Annotated in this window: 12 protein-coding genes; 4 read left to right on the top strand and 8 right to left on the bottom strand. The window is 77.9% G+C overall.

All coding sequences use genetic code 11. From position 1 onward, the window contains the following. Positions 1–7 precede the first annotated feature (7 nt). On the top strand, positions 8–1,423 hold the full coding sequence (locus tag KUM42_RS02990) for an amidase (RefSeq protein ID WP_237494841.1): 1,416 nt from the start codon (positions 8–10) through the stop codon (positions 1,421–1,423). Between the two features lie 42 nt (positions 1,424–1,465). Here KUM42_RS02990 and KUM42_RS02985 read toward each other — a convergent pair whose 3' ends face one another. Then, positions 1,466–4,276, bottom strand: coding sequence for a LuxR family transcriptional regulator (locus tag KUM42_RS02985; RefSeq protein WP_237494840.1), 2,811 nt, complete (start codon positions 4,274–4,276; stop codon positions 1,466–1,468). Between the two features lie 292 nt (positions 4,277–4,568). Between KUM42_RS02985 and KUM42_RS02980 the strand changes: the two genes are divergently transcribed. From KUM42_RS02980 to KUM42_RS02970, 3 genes are all read left to right on the top strand, one after another. After that, positions 4,569–5,762, top strand: a complete 1,194-nt coding sequence (locus tag KUM42_RS02980; protein ID WP_237494839.1) for a helix-turn-helix domain-containing protein — start codon at positions 4,569–4,571, stop codon at positions 5,760–5,762. A 118-nt stretch (positions 5,763–5,880) separates the two neighbouring features. Beyond that, positions 5,881–6,303 carry a hypothetical protein gene (locus KUM42_RS02975; RefSeq protein ID WP_237494838.1) on the top strand — a complete coding sequence of 141 codons (423 nt, stop codon included), beginning with the start codon at positions 5,881–5,883 and terminating at the stop codon, positions 6,301–6,303. Positions 6,304–6,385: 82 nt separating this feature from the next. Continuing rightward, positions 6,386–7,591 carry an acetyl-CoA C-acetyltransferase gene (locus KUM42_RS02970; RefSeq protein WP_237494837.1) on the top strand — a complete coding sequence of 402 codons (1,206 nt, stop codon included), beginning with the start codon at positions 6,386–6,388 and terminating at the stop codon, positions 7,589–7,591. 45 nt (positions 7,592–7,636) lie between these two features. On the opposite strand, the gene nagB is transcribed toward KUM42_RS02970, so the two are convergent. From nagB to KUM42_RS02935, 7 genes are read right to left on the bottom strand one after another with little or no spacing between them, the layout of a single operon-like run. Next, the gene (gene nagB / locus KUM42_RS02965; RefSeq protein ID WP_237494836.1) at positions 7,637–8,434 is read right to left on the bottom strand and encodes a glucosamine-6-phosphate deaminase; all 798 of its coding nucleotides are present in this window, start codon (positions 8,432–8,434) and stop codon (positions 7,637–7,639) included. A 2-nt stretch (positions 8,435–8,436) separates the two neighbouring features. Then, positions 8,437–9,627 (bottom strand): N-acetylglucosamine-6-phosphate deacetylase, encoded by a 1,191-nt coding sequence (locus KUM42_RS02960; protein WP_237494835.1) that lies wholly within the window; start codon positions 9,625–9,627, stop codon positions 8,437–8,439. Beyond that, on the bottom strand, positions 9,624–10,670 hold the full coding sequence (locus KUM42_RS02955) for an ROK family protein (RefSeq protein ID WP_237494834.1): 1,047 nt from the start codon (positions 10,668–10,670) through the stop codon (positions 9,624–9,626). Before KUM42_RS02955 ends, KUM42_RS02960 begins: the two co-directional genes overlap by 4 nt. Further along, positions 10,667–11,371: a copper homeostasis protein CutC gene (locus KUM42_RS02950; RefSeq protein WP_237494833.1), complete on the bottom strand. Its 705-nt coding sequence runs from the start codon at positions 11,369–11,371 to the stop codon at positions 10,667–10,669. Before KUM42_RS02950 ends, KUM42_RS02955 begins: the two co-directional genes overlap by 4 nt. After that, positions 11,368–12,351: an asparaginase gene (locus tag KUM42_RS02945; RefSeq protein WP_237494832.1), complete on the bottom strand. Its 984-nt coding sequence runs from the start codon at positions 12,349–12,351 to the stop codon at positions 11,368–11,370. Before KUM42_RS02945 ends, KUM42_RS02950 begins: the two co-directional genes overlap by 4 nt. Further along, complete coding sequence (locus KUM42_RS02940) at positions 12,344–13,219, bottom strand: amino acid ABC transporter permease (RefSeq protein ID WP_237494831.1); 876 nt, start codon at positions 13,217–13,219, stop codon at positions 12,344–12,346. The genes KUM42_RS02945 and KUM42_RS02940 overlap by 8 nt, the downstream gene beginning before the upstream one ends. After that, positions 13,216–13,860, bottom strand: a complete 645-nt coding sequence (locus KUM42_RS02935; protein WP_237494830.1) for an amino acid ABC transporter permease — start codon at positions 13,858–13,860, stop codon at positions 13,216–13,218. The genes KUM42_RS02940 and KUM42_RS02935 overlap by 4 nt, the downstream gene beginning before the upstream one ends. Between the last annotated feature and the right edge of the window lie 36 nt (positions 13,861–13,896).

Genomic DNA, 13,896 nt, shown 5'->3' with positions numbered 1-13,896 from the left:
ACCGGACGTGGACGCACCGCTCACCGTCACCGCCGCTGCTGCCGCGCTCCGCGCCGGGGAGGTGTCCAGCGCCGAGCTGGTGGAGCAGGCGATCGCCGCGGCCGACCGGCTGGACGCCCGGCTGGGCACGTTCCTCGACCGCTACGTCGACCAGGCCCGCGCCGCGGCGGCCACCGCCGACGCCCTGCTCGCCTCCGGGGACCCGGTGGGGCCGCTCACCGGCGTCCCGCTGGGCGTCAAGGACCTGATCACCACGTCCGAGGGCCCGACCACGGCGATGAGCCTGGTGCACGACCCAGAGTGGAACGGCCGCCGCGACGCCGTCGCCGTGGCCCGGCTGCGCCGCGCCGGCGGGATCGTGATGGGCAAGACGACCACCGCCGAGTTCGCCATCGGGGAGGCCGACGAGGGCAGCCCCTTCCCCGAGCTGCGCAACCCGTGGCACCCCGGCCACCACCCCGGCGGGTCGAGCTCCGGGACCGGCAGCGGGGTGGCGACGGGGCAGTTCCTCGCCGGGCTGGGCACCGACACCGGCGGCAGCATCCGCATCCCGGCCGCGTTCTGCGGCGTCACCGGGCTGATGCCCACCTACGGCCGGGTGCCCAAGTCCGGCTGCGTGCCGCTGGCCTACAGCATGGACCGCATCGGCCCGATGGCCCGCAGCGCCGCGGACTGCGCGCTGCTGCTGTCGGTGCTCGCCGGTCACGACGACTCCGACCCCACCTCGGCCCGCGAGCCGGTGGACGACCACCCGGCCGCGCTGACCGGGGACCTGACCGGGCTGCGTATCGGGGTCGACGACATGTCGGCGGCCCCGGTGCCCGGGGACGACCCCGCGGTGCCGGGCGTGCTCGCGGCCGCGGTCGAGGTGCTGCGCGCCGCGGGGGCCGAGGTCGTGGACGTCCGGCTGCCGCTGTGGGCGGAGCTGAACCTGGTCAACGTCATGACCATGTTCATCGAGGCCGCCACCTACCACCAGCCGGACTTCGAACGGCAGTGGTCGCGGTACGGGAAGCTGACCCGCGGCCGGATCGCCGCGGGGCTGTACTACAGCGCGACCGACTTCGTGCAGGCCCAGCGGGTCCGCCGCGTCGGGATGCGACGGGTCGCGGAGCTGTTCGGCCAGGTCGACCTGGTGGTCACCCCGACCGTGACGGCGGGCGCCCCGCCGCTGGTGCAGACGGGCTGGACCCGGCTGGACGACGGCGGCACCACGGTGCGCGCCGGCTACTGGAACACCACCGGCAACCCCGCGCTGTCGGTGCCCATGGGGTTCACCGACGCCGGGCTGCCGCTGGGCCTGCAGGTCGTCGGCCGCCCGTTCGAGGAGTCGCTGGTGCTGCGCGCCGGCGACGCGTTCCAGCAGCGCACCGACTGGCACCTGCGGGTGCCGCAGCTGGCCGCGCCCGCGCCGGCGGCCTGATCCCGCGCGGGGCGCCCCTGCCGGAGGGTCGCCCTGCGCGGGTCAGCGCGGTCGTGGGAGCAGCACCCCGGCCGTGGGCTGCTCGTCGGGGTGGGCCAGCAGCCTGGTCAGCCGGGCGCGCCCGTGCACACCGAGCTTGCGGTAGACCGACGCCAGGTGGCTCTCCACGGTGCGCACGCTGATGAACTGGGCCGCCGCGATCTCCCGGTTGCTGGCGCCGGTGGCCACCGCGTCGGCGACCCGCTGCTCGGCGGCGGTGAGCCGGCCCGGGCCGTCCGTCCCCGCCGGGCTCCCCGGGCCGGCGAGCTCCCGGGTCAGCCGGCGCTGGAGCGGGACGTCACCGGCGCGCAGGGCGATGTCGCGGGCCTGCTCCAGGACCTGCCGCGCCCGGGCCCGCGCCCGGCGCCGGCGGAGCAGCCGGCCCAGTTCGAGCAGGCTGCGCCCGTGCTCGGCAGGGAACCCGCTCCCGGCCAGGACGTCGACGGACCCGCCCAGCAGCTCCTCCGCCGCCGCGAGGTCGCCCTCCGCCGCGGCGACGAGCGCACGCAGCCGTCGCTCCTGCCCGCGCAGCAGCGGCCGGGCCGCACGCCCGTCCAGCGCGGCGAGCCGGTCGGCCAGCACCCGTGCCTCGTCGGGGCGGTCCAGCGCACACAGCGTCTGGCCCAGCTCGGCGTCCAGCCACAGCCGCCGGGCGGGGTCGCGGACCCCGGCCGCCTCGGCCCGGGTGTGCGCCGTGCTCAGCAGCGGCAGCGCCGCGGCCCAGTCGCCGGCGCGGGCCGCCGCGATGCCCCGGAGCGCGGGGGAGGTCCAGCCACCGTCGGTGTCGGGGGCCTGCTCGTCCCCGCGGGCGAGGGCGAGCAGCCCGCGGGCCTGCCGCAGGGGCTCCGGCGGCACCGGCACCGGTGACCACTGCTCCGCGTCGGTCAGGAGCGCGGCGGCGGCGCCGGGCTCGCCCCCCAGCAGGACGACGGCGGCGAGCTGGACGGCGGCGGCCGCGGCCACCGCCTGCTCGCCCGCTGTCCGCGACTGCGCGAGGAGCTGCTCGAGCTCCGCCCGGGCGGCGGGGAGGTCCTCCCGCTGGACCGCGGCCGCCGCCCGCAGGACCTGGACGCGGTCCCGCGCGCTCGTCGGTGGGCCCGCCTCCTCGGCCGTGGCTGCCTGGTCCAGCAGCTCCTCGGACAGGCCCTCGCCCTCGTCGAGGCCGATGTCCAGCAGGGTGGTGAGCGCGCGGTGCAGGGTGTGCGGTGCCGACCGGCCCCCGGCGAGGGCGGCGACGGCCCGTTCGGCGGAGGCCCGGCGGTCGGCGACCGGGCGGGTCCGGTCCGCGGCGCGGTGGGCGTCGAGCACGGCGTCGGTGAGCGGGGTCGTCGGCAGCGTGCCGGCCAGCTCGTCGAGCTCGGCTGCCGCAGCCGCCTCGCCGGAGGTGAGCACGAGCGCGTCGAGCAGCACCGGCAGCGCCCGGTCCAGCAGGGCGGTCGGCAGCGGTGCCCGGGTCAGCCGGCGCAGGGGCTCCACGACCAGGTCGAGGTCGCCGACGGCGAGGGCGAGCTCGGCCGCGGTGACCGTGCGGCGCAGCCAGCCCGGGGTGTCCGGCTCGCTGCGGGCCAGCGCGCGTCCGGCCTGGTCGAGTGCGGTCGCGGTGGCCCCGCGGGCCCGGGACTCCGCCGCCGCCGCGTCGAAGGCGGCCGCGACGTCCTCGGCCGGCCCGGGCACCGTGGCCAGGTCCTGGTGGTGGGCCCGCTCGGCGGCGGTGGGGACGACGAGGGCCACCCGGGTGTGCAGCGTCCGGCGCCCGCGAGCGCCCAGCGACTCCAGCACGGCGGCCCCCAGCAGCGGGTGGGTGGGCTCCCAGCCCCGGTCGGTGAGGCGCAGGACCTCCGCGTCCGCGGCGGCGGCGAGACCGCTGCGCAGGTCGGGCCCCAGGACCAGCACCGTGGCGGGGGTGGCGCTGCCCAGCGCCGCGACCGTGGCCAGCGCGCGCCGGGCGCCCGGGCTCAGCGCGCGGATCCGGGCGGCGAGCATCGGGGTGACCGAGCCGGGCAGGCCGACGGCGTCGGAGCCGGGACGGCCCAGCTGCGGGTGGCTGAGCTCGGCGGACCACAGCGGGTTGCCGCCGGTGAGCCGGTACAGCTCGCCGAGCACGGCGGCACTGCGGCGGCGGCCGGTGCGGGCGGTGACCAGCGCGTCGAGCGAGCCGACCGTCAGCGACGGCACCGGCAGCACGTCGGCGGGGGAGAACAGCGCGTGCTCGACGGTGTCCCGCGACCCGGACAGCACGCCGGCCAGGCGCTGGGTGGCCATCAGCGAGGGCAGCCGGCCGCCCGGGCCGGGGCGCCGGAGGACGTGCCGCAGCAGCTCGGCGGTCTCGGGGTCCAGCAGCGGCCAGTCGTCGACGGCCAGGCAGACCGGCCCGCGGTCCACCAGGGTCGCCAGCAGCGTCGTCACCCCGGCCGGCAGTGCCGCTGCGGGCAGCGCCGGGTCGGCGGCGCGGCGGGCGAGGGCGACGTCGACGGCGGTGCGCTGCAGCGGGGGGAGCCCTTCCACGTCGCACCGCGGGACGCCGCGCAGCAGGTCGATGAGCCCGTGGAAGGGCTGGTCCCGGTCGGCCGAGGCGCGTGCGTGCAGGACCTGGACGCCGCGGGCCCGTGCCTGGCGGACCACGAGGTCCAGGACGGTGGTCCGGCCGATGCCGGGCTCGCCCACCAGCAGGGTGCGCGTGCCGGGTCGGGCGGCCCGTTCGACCAGGTCGCCCACCAGTGCGCGCCGCTCGGCCGGTACGTCGGACGGCGCCGGCAGGGCGGCGGGGGCCGGCGCGGGGCCGGGAGGGGAGTCGATCGGGAGGAGGACGGTCACGGAGCACCTCCAGGGGTGGGTCGCCGGTGGGACGAGGGCCGCCGGCAGGGTCGGTCCCGGCCCGGCCGGCACGTCCGGGCCCTGCACCGAGCCTGGCCGCCGGGGAGGTGGACCGCCAGGTCCAGAACCGAGAAGTCAGAGGGCCCGGTCCTGTGGAATCCGCAGGAGCGCAGGTCGGTTGGGGCGTGATGTGACCCGGCAGACGCCTGAGGCGTCCGTGTCACCTGCCGGTATCCTGATCCCGGGCCCGGCGACCATGGCAAGACCCTGTGAGAAGCACCAAGGAGCTGATGTGCGCAGCGAGACGGTCCCCGAGGGTCACAGCCGGCTGGCGGCGCTGTGCGCCGGACTGCTGCGCGACGAGGACGCGGTCGTGGGCGACATCGTCGAGCTCATCCGGCGGGAGCTGCCGGAGTACGAGCGGCTGACCACGGCGGAGCTGACCACGGGGGTGGTGGCCCAGTTCCGCGGACTGGTGGGCGGGCTCGCCGACGGCCGCCCGCCGACCGAGCGGGACCGGGCCGTGGCCGGTGACCTCGGGCGGGTGCGGGCGCGGCAGGGGCTGCCGGCGCAGGCGATGATCAACGCGCACCACGTCGGCTACCGGCAGGTGTGGAACGAGCTGCTCGTCCGGTCCGGCGGTGCGGGGGCGCCCTTCGCCGAGGACCTGCTGCCCGCGGTCGGCACGGTGTGGTCGTGGATCCAGGTGGTCAGCAGCACCGCCGCGGCCGGCCACCAGGAACAGGTGCGCTCCGACGACGCGGCGGTCATCGGGGTGACCTACCGGTTCCTCTCCGCCCTGCACCACCCCTCGCCGGGCTGGGAGGAGGAGACGCGGCTGGCCCGGGCGCTGGGCTTCGACCCGGCCGGGCCCTTCCAGGCGGTCTGCGCGCCCGCCGACTCCTGGGACGACGACCTGCTCGACACCGTGCGCACGCGCCTGCGGGGTGGCCGGGGCGAGGTGCGCGGCGTGATCCGGGGCGACCAGCTGGTCCTGCTCGGGCAGGGCACCGACGCCGACGCCGTGGTCCGGGTCCTCACCGAGACGGTGCCGGCCGGCGCGATCGGCGTCGGGCTGGTGCGCCGCGGTCTCCCGGGTGCGGCCGACACCCTGCTCGACGCCGCCGAGGCACTGGCCGTGGCCCCCGGCGAGGGGGTGGTCGCCGGGTTCGGCCGCGACTGGCTCCTGGCCACGCTCGCCCCGCGGTCGGCCCGGCTGACGCCGGTCCTCGCGCGGGCCCGGGCAGTGGCCGCGGCGCAGCCCCTGCTGGGCGAGACCGTGCGGGCGTTCGCCGCGAACGGGTCGTCCTGGAGCGCGGCCGGGCGGCAGCTGAACGTGCACGCGAACACGGTGAAGTACCGCCTGGACCGCTGGGAGCAGCTCACCGGCTGGGACCCGCGGACCTGGGACGGCCTGACGGCCAGCATGGTCGCCCTCGGGCTCCCGGACCCGGCGCCCGGTGACGGGGACGCGCCCGCCCCCTGACCGGGACGCGGGTCCTGTTCGCGGCGACCTGCGCCGACCGTGCGCGCCAGTGGGTGCTGAGCGCCTCGTCCGTGGTCTGCTGGGATGACCGTCCACCCCGGCCCGAGCGGAGGTCCCCGTGCGACCCGTCGTGTCGGCCGGGCGCCTGTTCACCGGCAGCGTCGCCGTCGCCGGTCTGGTCGGCGCGGTGCTCGGACCGCTGCAGCTGACCGACCTCGAGCTGTCCGCCGCGCTGTTCCTCGGTGGTCTGGGTGGGCTGTTCCTCGGCGCCGTGACCGGCGCGCTGGCCGCGACCGCCGGGCTGCTCGCCGTCCGGCTCGCCGCGCCCGCCGGCCTCCGGGCGCAGCGGTGGGCCTTCACCGCCGTCGGCACCGGGACCGCGGTCGCGCTGGCCCGGACGGCCCTGGTGCCGGCGAGCCCGCTCGCGACCACCCTGACGATGCTCGCCCTGGCCGCGGTCACGGCGCTCGCCGGTGCCCTGCTCGCCCGCCGGCTCATCGTCCGCGCCGACGAGCCGGGAGCCGAGCAGCCCGCCGGCTGAGCGGCCCGCCGGTGGCGCGGGCGCCGCAGTGTGACCGACCCTCGGACCGGAACACCCGGTCCACGACACCCTCGGAGTCCCGATGAGCCAGCCCACCCGTCCCCGGTCCGTGATCGTCGGGGGTGCCCGTACGCCGATGGGCCGCCTGCTCGGGTCGCTGGCGCACCTCTCCGCCGCCGACCTCGGCGGCATCGCGATCGGGGCCGCGCTCGAGCGCGCCGGGATCGCCGGCGACCAGGTCGACTACGTGATCATGGGCCAGGTCATCCAGGCCGGCGCCGGCCAGAACCCCGCGCGCCCGGCCGCGGTGGCCGGGGGCATCCCGATGTCGGTGCCCTCGTTCACGCTGAACAAGGTGTGCCTGTCCGGGCTGGACGCGATCGCGCTGGCCGACCAGCTGATCCGGGCCGGGGAGTTCGACGTCGTCGTCGCCGGTGGCATGGAGTCGATGTCCCAGGCGCCGCACCTGCTGGCCGGCTCGCGCACCGGCACCAGGTTCGGCGACGCGACGCTGGTCGACGCGATGGCCCACGACGGGCTCACCGACACCTTCGACCAGGTCGCGATGGGCGAGCTCACCGAGCGGTCCAACGGCCGGTACGGGCTGACGCGTGCGGAGCAGGACGCCTACGCCGCCGACAGCCACCGCAAGGCCGCCCGCGCGGCGGCCGACGGCACCTTCGACGCCGAGATCACCCCCGTCCTCGTCCCGCAGCGGAAGGGCGACCCGGTCGAGGTCCGGCACGACGAGGGCATCCGCCCCGACACCACCGTGGAGAGCCTGGCGAGGCTGAAGCCGGCCTTCGCCCCCGACGGCGCGATCACCGCGGCGTCGGCGTCCCAGATCTCCGACGGCGCGTGCGCGGTCGTGGTGATGTCGGCGGAGAGGGCGGCCGAGCTGGGGTGCACCGTGCTGGCCGAGATCGGCGCGCACGGCGTGGTCGCCGGCCCCGACGCCACCCTGCAGACCCAGCCCTCGCGGGCGGTGCAGCGGGCCTGCGAGCGGGAGGGCATCGACCCGGTCGACCTGGACCTGGTCGAGTTCAACGAGGCCTTCGCCGCGGTCGCCATCGTCTCCACCCGCGAGCTGGGCATCGACCCGGCGAAGGTCAACCCCAACGGCGGGGCCATCGCCCTCGGCCACCCGGTCGGGATGAGCGGTGCCCGGATCGTGCTGGACCTGGTGCTGGAGCTCCGCCGCCGCGGTGGGGGAGTCGGCGCCGCGGCGCTGTGCGGCGGCGGTGGCCAGGGCGACGCGCTGCTCCTGCACGTGCCCGCCCCGGCCTGAGCCCCCGCCGGGCCCGGCCTGGGCCCGGTCGGGGGACGGTCGGGGTCACCAGCCCTGGGCGGCCAGCTTGTGCTCGAGCACGTAGCGGTGGTGGTCGGCCAGCTGGAGCCGGCTGCCGGCCGCCTCGTCCACCACGACGGTGACGTGCGGGTGCAGCTGGAGCACCGAGCCGGGCACCGACGCGGTGAGCGGCCCCTCCACGGCGGCGGCGACGGGGGCGGCCTTGTGCTCGCCGGTGGCCACGAGCACCAGGTGCCCGGCGCGCAGGATGGTGCCCAGCCCCTGGGTGAGCACGTGCCGGGGCACCGCCTCGGCGTCGTCCCCGAAGAACCGGGCGTTGTCGGCGCGGGTCTGCTCGGTGAGCGTCTTGACCCGGGTCCGGCTGGCCAGCGACGACCCGGGCTCGTTGAAGCCGATGTGCCCGTTCGTGCCGATGCCGAGCAGCTGCACCGCGACGGGCCCGGTCGCCTCCAGCAGCGCCTCGTAGTCCAGCGCCGCGGCCAGCGGGTCGGGGCCGGCGCCGTCGGGGCCGTGCACCCGGGCGGGGTCGATGCCGAGGGCGTCGGTGAGCTCGCGGCGGATGACCTCGCGGTAGGACTCCGGGTGCCCGGCGGGCAGCCCCACGTACTCGTCGAGCAGGACGGCCGTGACGTCGTCGTAGGACGTCCCGTCCTCGGTGTGCCGGCGGATGAGCTCCCGGTACGCCAGCAGCGGGGAGGACCCGGTGGCCAGGCCCAGCACCACCGGGGCGCCCCGGTCGCGGGCGCCGGTCAGCGCCCCCTCCAGGGCGTCGGCGACCACCCGCCCGCAGTCCTCGGGGGTGGGCAGCAGGACGACCTCCACGGTCAGCTCTCCTCTCGGACCCAGCGGCCGGCCCGGAGGACGGCGACGGGTTCCAGGTCGGGGTCGGTCACGAGCACGTCGGCACGGGCGCCGGCGACGAGGTCGCCCACCCGCGGGGAGAGCCCCAGCAGGCCGGCGGGGGTGGCGGTGGCGGCGGTGACCGCGGCCGCGAGGGGCACGCCGGCGGCCACGGTGCGCGCCACGACGTCGACCAGCCGCGCGGTGCCGCCGGCGATGGCGCCCGGGGTGCCGTCGTCGGTGGCCAGGCGGGCCGTCCCGCCGCTCACCTGCACCGGGAGCGCGCCCAGCCGGTAGCGGCCGTCGGGCATGCCCGCGGCGGCCATCGCGTCGGTCACCAGCGCGACCTGGCCGGGGCCGACGAGGTCGAACACCGCGGCCACGGTCTCCGGCGCCAGGTGCACGCCGTCGCCGACCAGCTCGACCACCAGCTCGCCGCGGGCGGCCGCGGCCAGGTACGCGGCGACCGGGCCCGGCGCCCGGGACGCCAGCGGTGCCATCGCGTTGAACAGGTGGGTCACCGAGACCCGGCCGGTGGCCGCGGCGGACCGGACCGCGGTGGTGGTCGTGGCGGCGTCGGCGTCGGTGTGCCCGAAGCTGGGCAGCACGCCGTGCGCGCGCAGCACCTCGACCAGCTGCCCGGCCCGCGCGGTCTCCGGGGCCAGCGTCATCGACACGACCGCGCCCGGGGCCACCGCCAGCAGGTCGGCCAGCAGCTCCGGGTCGCCGGCCAGCAGGGCGGCGGGGTCCTGGGCGCCGCAGCGGGCGGCGCTGAGGAACGGGCCCTCCAGGTGCAGGCCGGCCAGCTCACCGGCGGTGACCAGCGGCGCCAGCAGGGCGATCCGCTCGCGCAGCACCGCGGGTGGGGCCGAGACCAGGCTGGCGACCAGGCTGGTGGTGCCCCGGCTGCGGTGGGCGGCCACCGCGGCGTGCACGCCGGCGAGGTCGTCGTCGGGGAAGCCGGCCCCACCGCCGCCGTGGCAGTGCACGTCGACCAGGCCGGGCAGCAGCAGCCGGTCCGGTGCCGGTGGGGGCAGCGCGGCCGGGCCGGTCCAGCCGGTGGTCGGCCCGGCCCACGTGACGGTCCCGCCGGTGACGGCGACCAGGCCGTCGGCGACGACCTGCCCGCCGCTGACCAGCCGGCCGCGCAGCAGCAGCTCGGGCGAGCCGGTCACCCGGCCGGCTCCACGGCCGCGTCCCGGGGGCCCAGGACGTCGGCGGGGGTCCAGCGCTCCACCACGGCGCCGTGCCCGGCGGCGCGGTAGGCCAGCATGGCCGCCCCCACCCGGCCGGCGTCCTGACCGAGCTCGGCGGCGGCGAGTCGGGGCGCGGGCCGCCAGGCGAGCAGCCCGGCCAGCTCGCGGCGCAGTGGGGCGAGCAGCCGTTCCCCGGCCCGGCCCAGCCCGCCGCCGATGACGAGCAGCGCGGGGTCCAGCGCCATGGTGAGCGTGCTGGCGGCCAGCGCCAGCGCCTGCACCGCCTCCTGCCACGCCTGGTCGGCGGCCGGGTCGGTGCCCAGGGCGCCCGCGACGTCCCCGGCCGTGCTGCCGGGGGCGCCGCCGAGCTCGGTGTAGCGGCGCGCCACGGCGGCGCCGGAGGCGTAGGCCTCCAGACAGCCGACCTGGCCGCAGGTGCACCGGCGTCCGCCGGGGTGCACGGGCATGTGCCCGATCTCCCCGGCCGCGCGGGTCGCCCCGGTCACCACGGCGCCGCCGGTGACCAGCGCCGCCGCGATCCCGGTGCCGAGGGCGATGAAGGCCAGGTCGCGCGCGCCGCGACCGGCGCCCAGCAGCGCCTCGGCCGCACCCGCGGCCCGCACGTCGTGGCCGACGGCCACCGGGACGGCGACCCGCTGCTCCAGGTGGGCGCGCAGGTCGAAGTCCCGCCAACCCAGGTTGGCGGCGAACCCGACCCGGCCGGTGGTCTCGTCGACGGTGCCCGGGGTGACGACGCCGGCGCCGACCACGCGCAGTCCCGCCGCCTCGGCCCGGCCGGCCAGCTCGGCCAGCACCGCGGTGAGCACGTCGGCGACCGGGGTCCCGTCGGCGGGCGAGGTGGGTGCGGCGACCTCGTGCAGCGGCCGGCCGGCGGCGTCGACCAGGGCGCCCTTGACCGTCGTCCCGCCCACGTCGACCGCGAGCGCCGCCATGTCCGCCGCCGTCGTGTCCGCCGGCGCGGTGTCCGGTGCCGCGGTGTCCGGCGTCGTGCTGCCGGTCACGCGGCGTCCCGGTGGGCCCGGACGGCGGCGAGGACCGCGGCGACCTCCTCGGGGGAGGTGCGGGGGCGGCCGCCGGTGGGCCCGGGGGCGCGCAGGTGCACCTCGGGCACGCCGGTGCGGGTCAGCAGCTCGCCCACGTTGCCCGACCGCACGGACCCGGCGGCGAGCACGGTCACCCGCCCGTCGGTGGCCAGCTCCCGCAGCTCGTCGGCCCCGGCCGCGGCGGTGGCGGCCCCGCCGGAGGTGAGCACCCGGTGCACGCCGAGCGCGGCGAGCTCGTCCATCGCCGTCCGCCGGTCGGCCACCTCGTCGAAGGCCCTGCTGAACGTGGTCGGTGCGTCGCCGCACTCCTCGAGCAGTGCCGCGAGCACGGCCCGGTCGACCCGGCCGTCGGGGGTCAGCCCGCTGAGCACGAAGCCCACCGGCACGGGGGCGCCGGCGGCCAGCGCGCGAACGGCGCGGACGTCGGCGCGCATGACCGCGACCTCGTCGGCGTCGTAGACGAAGTCGCCGCCGCGGGGGCGGACCAGCACCTGCAGGCCGACCCGGGTGAGCGTGGCCAGGGTGCGGTCGAGCATGCCGGGGCTGGGCGTGGTGCCGCCCTCGAGCAGGTCGGCGCACAGCTCCACCCGGTCGGCACCGGCGGCCTCGGCGGTGCGGGCCCCGGCGACGTCGTCGACGCAGATCTCGACCAGGGTCACGCCGACGCGTCCGCGAGCGCGGCCGCCAGGTCGGCGCCCAGGACCAGCCGGCCGACCGGGCGGCCACCGCCGAGCACCGGGACCTCGGTGAGGTCCGCGGCCGGCGCGGTGTCCACGCCCAGGGCGCGCAGCGCCGCCAGCGCGAGCACCGTCGTGGCCCGGGGCGAGCCGTCGACGACCTTCATCGCCACCGCCTGGCCGGTGGCCGCGGCGGCCACCAGCACGCCCTCGGCGCCGCCCTTGGCGAGCACCCCCGGCAGCAGCTGCATGACCCGGGTGTTGACGTGCCCGGTGCCGCCGACGAACTCCGGGGCCGCGCGCATCGCGTCGGCGACCGCGCGGGCGTCGCTGCCCTCGGGGCTGAGGACCATCGACCGGACGGCGCCGGCCAGGCCGAGCACGGTGGTGCCGAACAGCGGGGCGCCGCACCCGTCGACCGCGGTGGCCGTCACCGGTCCGCCGCTGGCCTCGGCGACCGTCTCGGCCACCAGCTGCTGCAGCGGGTGCGCGGGGTCGAGGTAGCCGGCGACGTCCCAGCCGTTGTGCGCGCTGGCGGCCAGCATCGCGGCGTGCTTGCCCGAGCAGTTCATCCGCACCCGGCTGCGCTGCTCGCCGGCGGCGATCAGCCGCTCGCGGGTGGGCTCGTCCTCGGGCCAGTCGACCGGGCAGCCGAGCGCGGACTCGTCCAGCCCGGCGGCGGCCAGCACCTCGCGGACGACGGCGACGTGCCGGTCCTCCCCGGTGTGGCTGCCGGCCGACAGCGCGGTCGCCTCGGTGCCCAGGTGCAGCCCCGACCGCCGGACGGCGAGCGCCTGCCACGGCTTGGTCGACGAGCGCGGCAGCACGGCGGTGTCCGCGTCGCCCAGGCGCAGCGCAACGGTGCCGTCGGCGGCGAGGCCGACCAGGGTGCCCAGGTGCCGGCTCTCGGGGAAGCCGTTGCGCTCCAGGACGGCGAGCTCGGCGTACGGGAACTCAGGCATGGATCTCCTCGGCGGCGAGCAGCGGGACGTCGGGGGTGCTCGGTGTGCGCCGGCGGCTGGCGTCCTGCAGCCGGCTGGCCAGGGCCGACAGCAGCCCGTTGACGACGAGGTACATGGCGGTGACGACCAGGAAGGTCTGCACCAGCAGGCGGTTGTAGGAGGCCAGCACCTGCGCCCGGAACAGCAGCTCGGTGAAGGCGACGACGTAGCCCAGCGAGGTGTCCTTGAGCAGGCTGACCAGCTGCGTGACCACCGAGGGGGTCACCCGGCGGACCGCCTGCGGCAGCACGACCAGCCGCATCGACTGCGCGCCGCTCATGCCGAGGCTGCGGGCCGCCTCGTCCTGTCCGCGGGGCAGGCTGAGGATGCCGGCGCGGAAGATCTCCGCGAACGCCGCGGAGTTGGCCACGGTCAGCGGGACGACGAGCTTCCACAGCAGCGGCAGGTCGATGCCGTAGCGGGGCAGGCCGAAGAGCGTGACGTAGATGAGCAGCAGCACCGGCAGCGCGCGGGCCACCTCGATGTAGGCGGTGGCCGGCCAGCGCACCAGCCGCACCCGGCTGAGCCGGCCCAGGGCCAGCAGCACCCCGGCCGCGGCCGACAGGACGGCGGTCAGCGCGGCCGCCAGGAGCGTGCCGCGGAGCCCGACGAGCAGGTAGGACCAGATCGGCCAGCTGGCGAAGGGCGCCCAGCGGTCGGCGTCGAGCTGCCCGTGCGAGGCGAACTCGCGCAGCGCGAGGACCAGCGCGGCGACGACCACCACGACGGTGACGCCGGAGGCGAGGGCGATCCGGCGGCGGGTGCGGGGGCCGGGTGCGTCGTACAGGACGCTGGCCGTGGAGGCCCGGCGGGGGCGGCGGGCGCTCATCGGGCGATCGCCACCCGGCGCTCCACCACGCCGCTGAGCAGCCCGATGGTGAGTGCGACCAGCATGTAGAGCACGCCGGCGCCGGCGAAGATCGGGATGGGCTGCGCTTCCACCAGGTTCACCTTGTTCGTGGCCGAGGTCAGTTCCACGACGCCGACCGCCGCGGCCAGCGCCGTGTTCATCACCAGCGCGATCAGCACGTTGCCCAGCGGCTGGACGACGGCGCGCACGGCCTGCGGCAGCACCACCAGCCGCAGGCTCTGCACGAAGGTCAGGCCCAGGGCGCGGGCGGCCTCGGCCTGGCCGAGGGAGACGGTGTTGACCCCGCTGCGCACCGCCTCGGCGACGTAGGCGGCCTCGTAGACCACCAGCACGACCACGACGGTGGTGGCCAGCGGCATCAGCAGGCCGACGTCGGGCAGCGCGAAGACGAAGAGCACCAGCAGCGCCAGGAGCGGGACGTTGAGGAACAGCTGGACGTAGCCGAAGGCGACGCCGCGCAGCACGGGCACCGGGCTGACCCGGGCGGCGGCGACGAGCACGCCGAGCACCAGGGCGCCGACGCCGGCGACGGCGGCGATCCACAGCGTGGTCAGCAGGCCCTGCAGCAGCGGGCCGGCGTTGTCGAGCAGGGCTTCCACGGGCGGTCTCCCTCAGGGGGCAGCGGGTCCGGTGGG

Source organism: Modestobacter sp. L9-4 (genome assembly GCF_019112525.1).
Classification (GTDB): domain Bacteria; phylum Actinomycetota; class Actinomycetes; order Mycobacteriales; family Geodermatophilaceae; genus Modestobacter.
This window is presented reverse-complemented; position numbering and strand designations above follow the sequence as displayed.

Bases quoted from the DNA above. Each gene is read 5' to 3' on its own strand.
- KUM42_RS02940 (WP_237494831.1), bottom strand. From the start codon at position 13,219: ATGAGCGCCCGCCGCCCCCGCCGGGCCTCCACGGCCAGCGTCCTGTAC.
- KUM42_RS02945 (WP_237494832.1), bottom strand. From the start codon at position 12,351: ATGCCTGAGTTCCCGTACGCCGAGCTCGCCGTCCTGGAGCGCAACGGC.
- KUM42_RS02970 (WP_237494837.1), top strand. From the start codon at position 6,386: ATGAGCCAGCCCACCCGTCCCCGGTCCGTGATCGTCGGGGGTGCCCGT.